Source organism: Halorhabdus sp. CBA1104 (genome assembly GCF_009690625.1).
Classification (GTDB): domain Archaea; phylum Halobacteriota; class Halobacteria; order Halobacteriales; family Haloarculaceae; genus Halorhabdus.
The window spans coordinates 714305-728306 of record NZ_CP033878.1 but is presented as its reverse complement, the minus strand read 5'-3'; the positions used below and the strand labels follow the sequence as shown (position 1 = coordinate 728306).

Below are 14002 nucleotides of genomic sequence, written 5' to 3'. Positions count from 1 at the left end.
CTTGGCGAGAGTCCAAGGCAGCGCGATCGGCCCAGTATCGTCAGACGGCGACCGTTCGTTCAAGTCCCGGCATCTCAGACAACGACATCGATCGGTCGCCCACACGCACACGCCCCGTCGAGATCGACTTCGAGACTCGTCCGGAAACCATGTCGCCGGATCCAGACTGCCCCACAGTCCGGACACCGGGTCGCGTTGTCCTCGTGGCCGGGGACGTTGCCGACGTAAACGAATTCCAAACCGATGTCGCGGGCAATCGACGCCGCCCGTTCGAGCGTTTCGACGGGCGTCGCCGGCCGGTCACGCATCTCGTGGTCCGGATGGAACCGAGTGAAGTGGACCGGCACCGACGGATCGAGTTCGTCTCGGGCCCACTCGGCGAATGCCCGGATTTCCGCGGCGTCGTCGTTGAGATCAGGGATCGTCAGGTAGGTGAGTTCGACGTGAATGCCCGCCTGGTGGGCCAGTCGTGCCCCATCGAGCGTCGGCTGGAGTTGCGCCCCCATGTGCTCGACGTGCGAGCGATCCCGGAACCCCTTGACGTCGACGTTCGCCGCATCGAGATACGGACCGACTTCCGTGAGGAATTCCTCAGTGAAGTAGCCGTTCGTGACGATCGCCGTGTAGCGTCCCGCTTCCTTGGCCAGACGTGCCCCATCCCGGACGTATTCGGCATAAATCGTCGGCTCGTTGTACGTCCAGGCGACGCCGGCACAGTCCTGTGTGGCCGCACTCTCGATGGCGTCGTCGGGCGAGACGTCTCGCAGTTCGACATCCGCGGGGCCAGCGAAGGCGATGTGGTTGTTCTGGCAGAATTCACAGGCGAAGTTACAGGAGACGCCACCGAAACTCAGGACGCGCGTCGTCGGGTGGAAATGGTAGAGCGGTTTCTTCTCGATCGGGTCGGCGGTGCCCGGCGGGCCGGTCGGCCGGTCGAAGACCTGCCCGTAAGTCAGCAGGCGCAACTCGCCGTCGACGTTCCGCCGGACGTCACAGATCCCAGCCTGACCGGGCGAGAGTGTACATCGGTGGGCACAGGCAGTACACTGTAACCCGTCGTCGGTTTCGACGACCAGATCAGCGGGGACGCCCGCCTCGCCGTCGAACGTGGACATACGTGATCTTGGACCCAGACGCCCAAAAGCCTGCTCCGGTGGCCTGATCGGTCGTCCTGTGACGCGCAAGCTAAATACCACCGACGAGTACCACCCTGTGTATGAGCGAACCCGAACTGGGCAAGGCCGATCGCGAGTTCTTCGACGAGTACATCTACCCCCGTCTCGGGGCCGACCGGGACGATGTCCGCCTCAAGCCCCAGCACGGCGTCGACTTCGGTGTCGCCGACGTCGGTGGGCAAGCACTGGCGATGGCGACCGATCCCGTCTTTATCGTGCCCGCGGCAGGCTTCGAACGCGCGGCGTGGTTTGCCTTCCACGTCCTCATCTCGGATGTAGCAGTCTCGGGACTCGACCCCGCCTACCTCAGCGTGGACTTCAATCTCCCGCCGGAGATCACCGACGAACAGTTCGAGACCGTCTGGGAGACCTTCGGCCAAGAGGCCGAGGAACTGGGCGTCTCGATCGTCACGGGCCATACAGGTCGCTATGCCGGCGTCAACTACCCCATGGTTGGGGGCGGCACGTCGCTTGCCACTGGCGACTTCGAGGATCTGGTGACACCTGATGGTGCGCGCCCCGGCGATCGCGTGATCGTCACGAAAGGGCCAGCCATCGAGGCGACGGGCCTGCTTTCGGTCCACTTCGACTCGCTGATGGAAGGCGACGTTCCGGCCGAGGAGATCCAGGCCGCCACGGACCGCTTCTACGACATGAGTCCGATCGAGGAGGCGATGATCGCCGCCTCGGCTGGACCGGTCACGGCGATGCACGACGCCACGGAGGGCGGCGTCTACGGCGGCCTCTTCGAGATGGCCCGTTCGGCGGGCGTCGGCTTCGAGATCGAGACAGACCCCATCCCGATCCAGCCCGGCGTCGAAGCAGCCTGTGACTTTTTCGACATCGATCCCTGGATCTCGATCAGCGAGGGGACGCTCCTGGCGACGGTCGATCCCGACGGCGTCGACGACGTTCTCTCGGCGCTGGAATCAGAGGGGATTCCTGCCGCCGATGCTGGGCGCGTCGTCGAGGGGGCAGGCCTGACTGTCGACGGGGAGAACATCGACCACCCCGGCAAGGACCCCTACTGGGCGGCCTTCGAGGAGTACATGAAGAAGTTGCAAGCCCAAGACGAGTAACGTCGTCCGTCTCGACGGGACCCGCTAGGGCGCGCCGACGAGCACGAACGTACTCTCGATCTCGCCGTTCTGAATCTCCCGGGTCGCGTCGGGGGCGATCCGCACCGCGTCGCCCGCTTCCATCGAAACGTCCTCGCCGTCGACAGTTACTGTGGCCTCACCCTCCACCAACAGATACACTTCCTCGTGGTTCTGTTCGGCATGGTCGTGGGCCTTCCCCGACCAGCCTGGCTCACAGTCCAGTACGGTCACGCCGACGGTTTCACAGTCCAATGGATCGCGCAGGAAGTGCATCGATCCGGCGACCGGGTCGACGTCTTCGTAGTTGACTTTGGTGTATGCCATCCCATTCCAGGATTCACCGGCGAGCGTCAAATATGCTGTCCCGTTGCTAGTTCACGTCGGAGAATCCAGCGTGACTCAGACGAAATCTACGTCGAGGACGTCGGTGAGTCCCGCGACGTCGAAGTCGGCGTCAGCGACGGCCAGCCGTTCGCCGAGCCGATCTGCCATGCCAGCAATAAACGCGTCCCGCGGAGCGAGGGCATCGCCACGCTCGTGCAGCGTTGCCTGAACTTCGGCGGCGCTCCTGGCGGCTCCAGTTGGCGCTTCGACGACGTCCACCCACGAAAGTGCACGGTCAACGGCCTCGAAATCAGCCGGTCCAGCCGTGAATACCTCTCCCTGATAGACTTCGAAAACGACCAGCTGGGGTGCGACGGCTCGCCGATCGTGGTGGTCCTCGACGTACGCCACTGTCTCAGATTTGCCATCGAGATAGTCGATCAGCACGCTGCTATCGTACAGCGTCATCGCCCGACGTCCTCTTTCATTGCTCGGCGCTTCTGGCGAGCCACCGTCGCGGCGTCACTGCCTTCCCAGATCCCAGCGCCGGATTGAATCGCTTCCCGCCGGTCCTCGATCAGCCGCGATAGCAACTCGTCGAAGGACTCGTCGTCTCCCTTCAATTCCGCGAGGGCCGCGTGTGTGTCTTCCGCGACCCGGATGCTCTTGCTCATGTTGAAATGTATACGCTGCCGTATACAAAGTCGTTCCGCCAATCCAGGCCCAGAGCATCATGGATTTGTATAACCCGTGAATAGACTCATCCATGACCCGCAACGAAGCCCCACACGACCCGCCGACCGTGCTGACGATCGCCGGCAGCGACTCCGGTGGCGGCGCGGGGATTCAGGCCGATCTGAAGACCATCGAGGCAATAGGGGCCTTTGGCACCAGCGCGATCACGAGCGTCACAGCCCAGAACACGACGGGCGTCCAGGGGAGCCACCTCCTGCCAATCGAGCAGATCAGGGCACAGATCGAGGCCGTCCGCGACGATTTCGACGTCCAGGCTGCCAAAACCGGGATGCTCGCGACGAGTGACGTCATCGAGACCGTCACGGAGTACGCCACGGACCTCCCCGCACTCGTGGTCGACCCCGTGATGGTCGCTGCATCGGGGGATCGATTGCTCGAATCCGACGCCGAAGCCGCCTACGAGCAACTGATCGCCCAGGCGACCGTGGTGACGCCCAACGCCGACGAAGCAGCTGTACTGACAGGAATCGCGCCCGACGACGAACCGTCGGCCGTCAAAGCTGGCGAGCGCATCGTCGAGATGGGAGCTGACGCGGCACTCGTGAAAGGCGGCCACATCCCCAGCGAGGACGTAATCGACGTCCTCGTCACGGCGGATGCGACAGGTGAACCTGCCGTGCGGACGTTCCGCCACGAGCGGATCGACACTGAGGCGACCCACGGCTCGGGCTGTACGCTCTCAAGTGCGATCGCGGCCCATCTCGCCCAGGGGGCCGATCTCCAGACGAGCGTCGGCCGGGCGATCGACTTGCTGGCGCGGGCGGTCCGGTATAACCTCTCAGTCGGCGAGGGACCCGGGGCCGTCCACCACCTCGTCGAAACTCGCGAGCGCGCCGCCCGGACCGAGACAGCCGAGGCCGTCCAGGCCCTACTCGAAGCGTTCAGTGATCGAGAGATCGCACCGCTCGTTCCCGAAGTCGGATCGAACGTCGTTGGTGGGACCCCGTTCGCCGAACGGCCTGGCGAGGTCGCGGCCGTCGACGGGCGTCTCAGGCGAGCGATGGACGGGATCACGACGACAGGAGGCGTGCGATTCGGCGCGTCGAGTCACGTCGCCCGGTACCTCCTGGATGCCCGTGAGGCCGACCCAAGCGTCCGGTTTGCCGTCAACTGGCGCTACGACGAGACGATCCCAACAGCACTCGAACAGTTCGACGGTGACGTCGTGACTCTCGAATCGACGCCGACGCTGGAAGCAGGTGCTGGTCGCGCGTTCGACGGCAGCACCGATCCTGCAGCGCTCATCAACCACGGTGGTAAGGGTCGCGTTCCTGTGACCGTGCTGTTCGGGCGGACGCCGGCGGAACTCGAAGCCAGGACGGCGACCCTGCTCGATGCCGTCTAACGTCGTTTGAGTCCCCCGATCGCCAGCAGGATTGCGACCAGCGCGAGCATGGCAGAGAAGCCGGGGCCAGCGGTAGTCGTCGGTGCGGACTCGTCTCCGGGCGGTGTCGTCCCCGTCTCGAATAGGGAAGTCGTCGTTGTCGTGACGGCGCTCGTCCGTTCTGTCGTTGGTGTGTCAGTTCGAGTGGGTGTCGGCGTTGGGGTAGCCGGCTCGCGTACCGTCACCGCCACCGATTTCTCGCCCACGGCGAGTTCGTAGACGCCCGGCTGGGGCAGGTTGATTGTCGTCTCGATCGACTGGCTTTCACCGGGAGTGAGACGGACGCGTTCCTCGGCGTGAACGCTCCCGTTTCGCGTCATCGTTATCGTCCCCGCTGCCGGGATCGAGTCGTTGCCGCGAACGGTCGCGACTACCGAGACGTCACCCGCTCCCTCGACAATCGTCCGGTTGACCGCGATCGCCTCGACGGTCGGCGTTGCCGGCTCGCTGACTGTCACCGTCGTCGAGACGTCGCCGACGCGGAGGCGATACGATCCCGGCGCGTCGAATGTATACGGGACCGTAACGATCGCCGACTCGCCGGGGGCCAGTTCGCCGTTCACGCGAGCGATGGCCGCGCCGTCGATCGTTACCGGTGTGTCGTACGTGCCAGCGGTGCCGCCGACGTTCGTGACGTTCACCGGGATGTGGATGGACTCGCCGACGACGAGAGTCGGCAGTGTCTCGACGGACACGTTCCGGAACCGACTCTCGACGCGGTAGGACTCGCTATCCGGTGGGAGCTGAGAGGTGAACTGAGCCGGGGCAGCGCCAAACGCTGCATCGTGTTCGGCCTGCTCCCACATCGAGGGCCGGTCAGTCGTCGTCACGTATCGGTCGGCCAACTGGGCGACAGATTGTGACGACGCTCCGGCAACGATGTCCACGAACTGCTGGTGATCGAACTGGGCATCGCGGGCGTTCAGTGTCTGAAAGACGGCATCGAAGCGACTCGTCCGGTTCGTTTCGAGTCTGATTTGCCGGTCGAGTTCGCCCGCGACGAGACCGCCCTTGTCGTACTCGCCCCGATACGACCAGGTTGGGGGGTCAGCGAGAACGTCGTCCTCGTATCGGTTCGCAGTGCCGCGGTCGACTGTCCGATGAAACTCCTGGAAGTCGACGAGATCGCCCTCCAGCGCCAGCTTCGCGGCATAATAGGTGGCACTGCCCTCGTAGAGCCACTGGGTCGAGGTCGTCGTATTCAGTCGCTGGCGGGAGTGAACGTACTCGTGGAGCCAGGTAGTGTCCGCTTCTGCGAGGGGCTGGTCGGCTGCCACCCACATGTCGCTGTCCCCTGTCTGGAGGCCCCTGACGCCCCAATCGACCTCACTCGGTGCGGCGATGGTGAAGACCTGCTCGTCACGATCGCCAACCCGCAATCTGTCCGACGCCGTGGCGAAAGTATCCAGTACTCGCTCGGGGGCTGGGGTCATCGACGCCTCCTTGGGCACGATCACCTCGAAGGTTTGGCCGTGAGCCGTCCGGTTGTACGTGCGAGCGGGGCCGAGATACGCCATCCGCTCGCCGGCAACGCCTTCGCCAGGGACGGTGAGGCGACGGTCGACGCTGACGTCTTCCCCGCGCCATTGATAGCCGATGCCGGGACCCGGTGGCGAGACGATCGCCCACGGGCCGGTATCGGCGTAGAGATACGTGCCAGAGCCGGGTTCGGGTCCCTCACCAGTCGTGGTCCGGTTTGCCGGCAGATCGTAGGTGATCGTCGGTTCGGCACCGTCTCCGGTCCACTCGTAGCGGTCGCTCGCGACCTGTTCGAATCCGTCAGTACCTGTCACCGACACGCCATCAGGGAGCCGCAATTCCACCCCTTCGACTCGATCGGGGATCGTCACGGCGACAGTCACGCCGATCTCGCCCGGCCGATCCGGTGTCAGCCGAAGGCGTTGCGTGATCGTGATGGGAGACGCGTCTGTCCTTGCCAAGGCAGTCGCCGTGGATTCGGCTTCCTGCTGCGAGCCCGAAACTGTGCCCGCAGCGACCGGCGCTACCGTCCCGAGAAGGACGATACCCAGCACCCCGGCGGCGATCCAGACCCGAGTCATTGTCGGATCGAAGAGCCACGGATATATGAGTCCGCTGGCCATCCGGGTGGACACCACAGGGACTCCGTACCTGTCGGATCAGTCCCGTAGCCTTTTACCGCGCCTCGGTCGCAGGTACTGGTATGACTGACGCCGAGGGGATCGTCGGGGAATTTCTGTCCCTCAAAGCCGAGACTGACGCCGACCTGCTGGCGATGCAGGTCGGGGACTTCTACGAGTTTTTCGCTGAGGACGCCGAGACGGTCGCCGACGAATTAGATCTGCAAATCTCGAAGAAATCTAGTCACGGCTCCTCGTATCCGATGGCTGGCGTCCCCGTCGACGAGTTGATGCCGTATCTCAAGGGACTTGTCGAACGGGGCTATCGCGTCGCCGTCGCCGAACAACACGAGACGGCAAACGGCCACGCCCGCGATATCGAACGCGTCGTCACGCCCGGGACATTGCTCTCGGCGACCGATGCTCAGGCACGCTATCTGGCGGCCGTTGTTGTGGGCGACGACGAATGGGGACTGGCCTTTGCCGACGTGACGACCGGCCAGTTCTTCGTGACGAGTTCGCCCGACCGGGACGCCGTGTTCAGCGAACTCTACCGGTTCAACCTGACGGAAGTCCTCCCGGGACCGACGGTCCGGACCGACGACGAGACACTGGATCGGCTCCGCGAGCGAACCGACGCCACCCTGTCGCTGCACGCGACTGAGGCGTTCGCCCCCGGACGAGCGCGCCACCGGTTGCGCAACCAGTTCGGCGATGAGACACTGGACAGTGTGGGACTGGACACAGATCCAGTAATCGCGGCTGCCGGGGCCGTCCTCGCGTACGTCGAGGAGACCGGCCAGGGTGTGCTGGCTTCGATGACACGCTTGCAGCGATACGGCGGCGGGGAACACGTCGAACTCGATGCGACCACCCAGCGGAATTTGGAACTCACCGAGACGATGCAAGGCGAGCAGTCAGGGTCGCTGCTCGATACGATCGATCACACGGTCACGAGCGCCGGAACCCGGACGCTGCGAGCCTGGTTGCAGCGCCCGCGTCGATCGAAAACGAAGCTCCATCGCCGACAGGAAAGCGTGGCCGCACTGGCCGGGGCGGCGATGGCACGAGAGCGCTTGCGCGAGGAACTCGGCGACGCCTACGACCTCCAGCGACTGGCCAGCAAGGCCGCCTCCGGCAGCGCCGATGCCCGGGACCTTCGGGCCGCAGCCAAGACGCTCGCCCTTTCCGAGACGGTCCGAGAAATCGTCGCCGAGACGCCCGATCTGTCGGACTCGCCACTTGCCGATCGGTTGGCTGAAGTAGATCAGTCGGCCGTACGCGAACTCCAGGAAAAGTTGGACGCGGCCATCGTCGAGGACCCACCGGGGACGATCACCGAGGGCGGAATCATCCGACGGGGATACGACGACGAACTAGACGAAATCATCGAGAACCACGAGGCCGCCCTGGAGTGGATCGAGACGCTTCCCGACCGCGAGAGTCGCGAACACGGTATCACCCACCTCTCGGTCGACCGCAACAAGACCGACGGCTACTACATCCAGGTCGGCAACAGCGAGACCGAGAAGGCCCCCGATCACTACGAGAACGTCAAGTCACTGAAAAACGCCACGCGCTACACCACCGACGAACTCGAAGAACGCGAACGCGAGATTCTCCGGCTGGAGGAACAGCGCCACGAGTTGGAGCGAGAGCTGTTCGAGCAATTGCGCGATCGCGTGGCAACGCGGGCACAGCTGCTTCAGGATGTCGGTGCCGCGCTGGCCGAGGTCGACGTACTCACCGCCCTGGCAACCCACGCCGTCCGCAACGACTGGACGTGTCCGGAACTGGTCGATTCTCGCACCCTGGACATCGAAGCGGGCCGTCACCCGGTGGTCGAACAGGCGACGGAGTTCGTCCCCAACGACCTCCGGATGGACGGAGATCGCCAGTTCCTGATCGTCACCGGGCCGAACATGAGCGGGAAGTCAACCTACATGCGCCAGGCGGCACTGATCGTCCTGCTGGCCCAAATCGGCTCGTTCGTCCCGGCCCGCTCGGCGACCATCGGCCTCGTCGACGGGATCTACACCCGCGTCGGCGCACTGGACGAACTCGCCCAGGGTCGCTCGACGTTCATGGTCGAGATGCAGGAACTCTCGAACATCCTCCACTCGGCGACCGACGAGTCACTGGTCATCTTAGACGAAGTTGGCCGAGGCACGGCAACCTTCGATGGCATCTCGATCGCGTGGGCCGCCACCGAGTACCTCCACAACGAAGTGCGGGCGAAGACGCTCTTTGCCACCCATTACCACGAACTCACGAGCCTGGCCGAACACCTGCCTCGCGTCCAAAATGTCCACGTCGCAGCCGACGAGAGCGACGGGGACGTGACCTTCCTCCGGACGGTCCGGGACGGTGCGACCGATCGCTCCTATGGCATCCACGTCGCCGATCTGGCCGGCGTGCCCGATCCGGTTGTCGATCGCTCCCGGGACGTGCTCGACCGCCTGCGCGAGGAGAAAGCGATCGAGGCCAAAGGCGGCTCTGGTGGCACGACCCAGGCTGTCTTCGATCTCTCGGCCGGCGAGTTCACCGCCGGAAACGCGGCGAGTGCCGACGGTGGCGACCCGGAAGCCCGCGATCAGATCGCCGACCGGTTCGGTGATGACGCCGAGGCGGTCCTCGATGAATTAACCGCCCTGGACGTCAACGAGACGCCGCCCGTCGAACTCTTATCACAGATCCAGGCCTGGCAGGACGAACTGGACAGGCGCTGACGGGCCGCGGCGATCGCTGCTCGTCTCACCCGTCGAGTCGGAACGCCAGGCTATACATCTCGCCGACCGATTCCGAGCCGATCGCTTCGATCAGTCGATCAGCTTCGGCCGCGAGTGCGTCACCGAGATCGCCGTCGAGGGACGTTGCAGCCGCTCTGGCGACGTCAGCGTGGGCCTCGACGTGCGTCTCCGTCCACGGGACCGGATCGAGGAGGGCCTTCCGGCGCTGGAACGTCCAGCTACGCGATTCGAAGACGCTCCGGAGCAGCGATTCGGGATAGAACGTCAGCGGCGGGCGACCGTCGGCGAGTTGCCCTGCTGCGTTTTCGAGGGCGAAGATGTCGGCCATGGCCGCCCTATCCGGAAGCGGCGCGTAGTCGTCGACCACCAACTGCGCCCCCGGTGCGGCGACCCGCGTGAGTTCGTCCGCGATAGCCGGCAATTCGGCCGTCGTGACGACGTTGCACAGCGCGTGGGCCGTGACGACCTCGACGGTCTCGTCCGCCAGTGGAATGTCCCGGAGATCGGCTTCGATCGTGCGGACGGACTCGGATTGGGTCGCCGCGACACGCTCACGAACCGTCGCGGCGTGCTCGCGATCGTTCGTCACCGCTAAGACCTCACGAGCCCCCGCAGCCAGAAGGCCGAGCGTCGCGTTCCCCGCGCCGGCACCGGCCTCCAGACAGCGCTTGCCAGCCACGGCTCGATCCGCAAGCGCCGTCGCGACCGTCTCCGGAACGTCCATCGTCAGTGGTGCAGTTGTTCGGGGACCGGACTCTCGGCGTGGCGAGCTTGCTCGACGATCGCACGTTGGGCCGCCTCGTCGAGTGCCTCGTAGCGATCGCCGGCCGAAAGCACCATCTTGACGAGTTTGGGATCGCCAGGGGTAACAACCGTATCGACGCCACGCGAGAGGGTGTAGTTCAGGCGGTCGCGGATCACGTCGGGTTCATCGACCGGCTCGTACCAGTTCGCGTACGGTCGCTCGTGTTCGGGCAGCTCCGCTGTGTCGGGCCAAGACCCCTTCGCGAAGGCTTTGATCGCGAGCGTGCCGATGTTCGCCTCGTCGGCTTGCTGCAAGACGGCATCGTAATCGTACTCCTCGCCGTCCTTGGCGTCGACGACGGGATTCAGCGGGAACATCAGCGTCTCCAGATCGTCGATCTCCTCGATCGCGTTTCGAATTAACCCTGGGTTGCCGTGGCTCGTCAATCCGATATGGTCGATCAAGCCCTGTTCCTGGGCTTCCCGGAAGGCAGCCAGCGCGCCGTCGTCGGCAGTGATCGTCTCCAGTTCTTCCTCGTATTCTAAGCCGTGGACCTGATAGAGGTCGATCTTCTCGATGCCGAGACGGTCTATGGATCGTTCGAGTTTCTGCCAGGCTCCCTCGTAGGAGCGTTCTTGAGTCTTACAGCCCAGGAAGATATCCTCCCGATACTGGCGAAGTTTCGGCCCGAGTTTGAGTTCGGCGTCGCCGTAGGTCGGGGCGACATCGAAGTGGGTGACGCCGTGCTCACGGACGAGTTCGATCAGCTGGTTTGCGCCCTCCTGTTCGAGCCAGTTCAGTGCGATCGTCCCGAACGTGACGACGCTACTTTCCTGGCCAGTTGCACCGAGTGGACGGGTTTGCATACACGACGGTACTCGCGTCCGGACCATAAGTCACCGTGACGGGGGCCTAGAGGGAATCGACCGTTCACTCCAGGACAGTCGAGGGGCGCTTGAGGTAGTAGTCCTGCTCGGTGACACGCTGGTAGATGCGATAGAGCGTTTCGACCGCGGTGGGATCGGGATCGAACTGGATGTGTGGGGCCATGTGATACCCTTTCGCGCTGATCAGGAAGAAATACAGCGTCTGGTGGTGTTTCGGTGTCGCGTCGACGACGCCCATGCCCTCACCATGCAGGTCCTCGGAGAAGTCGTTGAGCATCGATGCGACGTCTTCGTTGAGTTGTTCGTCCGGCCGGTACGACGGCGTGCCGAAGGTCTGCTGGAGGAATTCGGTCGTGTTCGCGAGGAACGGATTCGAGTCCATCCCGGTCGGGTCGACATCGGCGAAAGTTTCATACAGAGCCAACAGTGCGTGGAGTTCGTCGTCGGTCACGGCGACTGGCATCACCGGGTCGCCCTGCGGGATCGCGTAGTCGGGAAACGAGTACGCACTCGGGTCGGGAAGCTCCTCGAAAACGTCTGTCAGGTCCATAGGTATTCCTACAGCGGCAGATGCCGTAACTGTTTGGCGAGACCGCACACTCAAGGTCGCGGCCTGCAAACGGGCGGTCAACACGCCCACATGAGCGAACGCGAAGAGATCAGGGAGCTCGACGACACCACCGTCGAGCGCATCGCCGCCGGCGAGGTCGTCGAGCGTCCCGCCTCGGCGGTCAAGGAACTGCTCGAAAACGCCCTCGACGCCGACGCCTCTCGAATCCACGTCGCGGTCGAATCCGGCGGGAAAGACGCCATCAGCGTCAGCGACGACGGCGTCGGCATGACCGAATCCCAGGTTCGGACCGCGGTCCGGGAACACACCACGAGCAAGATCCGGGACATCGCGGATCTCGAGGGCGGCGTCGGGACGCTGGGGTTCCGCGGCGAGGCGCTGCACGCGATCGGGGCCGTCTCCCGGGTGACGATCACGACGCGCCCGCAGGGAGGCGACCACGGCACGCGCTTGCGAGTCGAAGGCGGCGAAGTGACGACCGTCGAACCCGCAGGCTGCCCGGAAGGGACGACGGTGACTGTCGAGGATCTCTTTTACAACGTGCCAGCCCGCCGGAAGTATCTGAGTCAAGACGCCACGGAGTTCGATCACGTCAACTCGATCGTCACCAACTACGCGCTGGCGAACCCGGCCGTCGCCGTCGAACTCGAACACGACGGCCGGGAGACCTTCGCCACGAGCGGGCAGGGCTCGATCCAGGAGACGATTATGGCTGTCTACGGCCGTGAGGTCGCAGAATCGATGATCGAGGTCCGGGCGGCGGATCTGCCCGCGGGACCGCTGACTGACGTCTCCGGACTGGTCAGCGACCCGGAGACGACCCGTGCCGGCCGGGAGTACCTCTCGACGTTCGTCAACGGCCGGTTCGTCCGGTCGAACGCCGCCCGTGATGCCGTCATCGAGGCGTACGACACGCAACTGTCGCCCGACCGGTACCCGTTTGCGGTGCTGAATCTCTCCTTGCCGGCCGACGTGATCGACGTCAACGTCCACCCTCGGAAGATGGAAGTCCGCTTTGCCGAGGAGGCCGGCTTGCGCGAACAGGTCCGGACCGCCGTCGAGAACGCGCTCCTCCGGGAAGGGTTGGTCCGATCGAGTGCACCCCGCGGTCGGTCGGCCCCCGACCAGACGACGATCGAGCAGGGCAAAGGGCAGCCAGCAGCGGATGGCGAGACAGATCACGGGACTCGAGAGGTCGACGCCTCGCGTGGCGTCGGCGAGACCAAGCCAGACAGCGGACGGCAGACAGCACCCTCAGATCCAGCCTCAGAGACAGGGCCATCCTCCGAGCAAACCCCCGACAGCGGCGACGCGACCGACGGGCGAGACGACCGCGGCGTTCGGACAGACACCGCGACAGCGCCAGAGAGGACCGATCCGCCGTCGACGCCGGATCGCGAGCGATCCAGCCCGGCTTCGGACAGCCAGCACGCCGAGCCAGCAACAGCCGGCAGCCGACCAGCCGACAGCGACGAGGGGGAGCCAGCACCGACTCGCATCCGAGAACGCGGGGCACAGACCACACTCGGAGACGGCGAGAACGCACTCGACAACGAATTCGACTCGCTGCCGTCGATGCGGGTGCTCGGACAGTTCAGAGACACGTACGTCGTCGCCGAGACGGACACCGGACTGGTCTTGATCGACCAGCATGCCGCCGACGAGCGGATCAACTACGAGCGACTGACGGACGCTTTCGCCGCCGACACGACGACGCAGGCGCTGGCCGAGCCGGTCGAGCTATCGCTGACCGCCAGGGAAGCCGAACTGTTCGAACGATTCCAGCCGGCACTCGAAGGAATCGGCTTCACTGCAGACCGTACTGACGAAAAAACCGTGGCCGTCAGCACTGTCCCGACCATCCTGGCCGAGACAGCCGATCCCGAACTCCTCAGAGAGGTCCTGGCGTCGTTCGTTACCGACGAAGCGGACCCCGACGGCACTGTCGAGGCAGCGGCCGACGAATTGCTCGCAGACCTGGCCTGTTACCCGTCGATCACAGGCAACACGTCGTTGACGGACGGGTCGATCGTCGACTTACTGGAGCGACTCGACGAGTGTGAGAACCCCTATGCCTGTCCGCACGGCCGGCCAGTCGTCATCGAGATCGACGCTGCGGAACTCGCAGAGCGCTTCGAGCGTGACTATCCCGGGCACACGACGCGCCGATTCGAGTGACTGTATGAGTATCGAAGGGGCCCGGAGTGGCTT

At 64.6% G+C, this 14002-nt stretch carries 12 protein-coding genes; 4 read left to right on the top strand and 8 right to left on the bottom strand.

The window, feature by feature from the left end; translation table 11 throughout:
* Positions 1-74: 74 nt before the first annotated feature.
* Positions 75-1115, bottom strand: coding sequence for an AmmeMemoRadiSam system radical SAM enzyme (gene amrS / locus Hrd1104_RS03815; RefSeq protein WP_154551506.1), 1041 nt, complete (start codon positions 1113-1115; stop codon positions 75-77).
* Between the two features lie 101 nt (positions 1116-1216).
* On the opposite strand from amrS, the gene Hrd1104_RS03810 reads away from it, so the two are divergent.
* Positions 1217-2254: an AIR synthase family protein gene (locus Hrd1104_RS03810; protein WP_154551505.1), complete on the top strand. Its 1038-nt coding sequence runs from the start codon at positions 1217-1219 to the stop codon at positions 2252-2254.
* A gap of 24 nt (positions 2255-2278) precedes the next feature.
* Here Hrd1104_RS03810 and Hrd1104_RS03805 read toward each other — a convergent pair whose 3' ends face one another.
* The 3 genes from Hrd1104_RS03805 to Hrd1104_RS03795 all read right to left on the bottom strand — a co-directional run bounded on the left by Hrd1104_RS03805 (position 2279) and on the right by Hrd1104_RS03795 (position 3273).
* Positions 2279-2599, bottom strand: coding sequence for a cupin domain-containing protein (locus Hrd1104_RS03805; RefSeq protein WP_154551504.1), 321 nt, complete (start codon positions 2597-2599; stop codon positions 2279-2281).
* Positions 2600-2674: 75 nt separating this feature from the next.
* Positions 2675-3067: a PIN domain-containing protein gene (locus Hrd1104_RS03800; protein ID WP_154551503.1), complete on the bottom strand. Its 393-nt coding sequence runs from the start codon at positions 3065-3067 to the stop codon at positions 2675-2677.
* A complete protein-coding gene (locus Hrd1104_RS03795) occupies positions 3064-3273 on the bottom strand; it encodes an antitoxin VapB family protein (protein ID WP_154551502.1) in 210 nt (69 codons plus the stop codon). The genes Hrd1104_RS03800 and Hrd1104_RS03795 overlap by 4 nt, the downstream gene beginning before the upstream one ends.
* A 92-nt stretch (positions 3274-3365) precedes the next feature.
* Here Hrd1104_RS03795 and thiD point away from each other — a divergent pair, with 92 nt between their 5' ends.
* Positions 3366-4700 carry a bifunctional hydroxymethylpyrimidine kinase/phosphomethylpyrimidine kinase gene (gene thiD, locus Hrd1104_RS03790; protein ID WP_154551501.1) on the top strand — a complete coding sequence of 445 codons (1335 nt, stop codon included), beginning with the start codon at positions 3366-3368 and terminating at the stop codon, positions 4698-4700.
* Here thiD and Hrd1104_RS03785 read toward each other — a convergent pair.
* Positions 4697-6799: a hypothetical protein gene (locus Hrd1104_RS03785; RefSeq protein WP_154551500.1), complete on the bottom strand. Its 2103-nt coding sequence runs from the start codon at positions 6797-6799 to the stop codon at positions 4697-4699. The genes thiD and Hrd1104_RS03785 overlap by 4 nt on opposite strands.
* Before the next feature lie 122 nt (positions 6800-6921).
* Between Hrd1104_RS03785 and mutS the strand changes: the two genes are divergently transcribed.
* Positions 6922-9567 carry a DNA mismatch repair protein MutS gene (mutS, locus tag Hrd1104_RS03780; RefSeq protein WP_154551499.1) on the top strand — a complete coding sequence of 882 codons (2646 nt, stop codon included), beginning with the start codon at positions 6922-6924 and terminating at the stop codon, positions 9565-9567.
* A gap of 25 nt (positions 9568-9592) precedes the next feature.
* Here mutS and Hrd1104_RS03775 read toward each other — a convergent pair whose 3' ends face one another.
* The 3 genes from Hrd1104_RS03775 to Hrd1104_RS03765 all read right to left on the bottom strand — a co-directional run bounded on the left by Hrd1104_RS03775 (position 9593) and on the right by Hrd1104_RS03765 (position 11770).
* Entirely contained in the window at positions 9593-10312 is a 720-nt protein-coding gene (locus tag Hrd1104_RS03775; RefSeq protein WP_154551498.1) for a class I SAM-dependent methyltransferase, read from the bottom strand.
* Between the two features lie 2 nt (positions 10313-10314).
* Positions 10315-11199: an aldo/keto reductase gene (locus Hrd1104_RS03770; protein ID WP_154551497.1), complete on the bottom strand. Its 885-nt coding sequence runs from the start codon at positions 11197-11199 to the stop codon at positions 10315-10317.
* A 64-nt stretch (positions 11200-11263) separates the two neighbouring features.
* Entirely contained in the window at positions 11264-11770 is a 507-nt protein-coding gene (locus tag Hrd1104_RS03765; protein WP_154551496.1) for a hypothetical protein, read from the bottom strand.
* 90 nt (positions 11771-11860) lie between these two features.
* On the opposite strand from Hrd1104_RS03765, the gene mutL reads away from it, so the two are divergent.
* Positions 11861-13969: a DNA mismatch repair endonuclease MutL gene (gene mutL / locus Hrd1104_RS03760; protein WP_154551495.1), complete on the top strand. Its 2109-nt coding sequence runs from the start codon at positions 11861-11863 to the stop codon at positions 13967-13969.
* Positions 13970-14002: the final 33 nt, after the last annotated feature.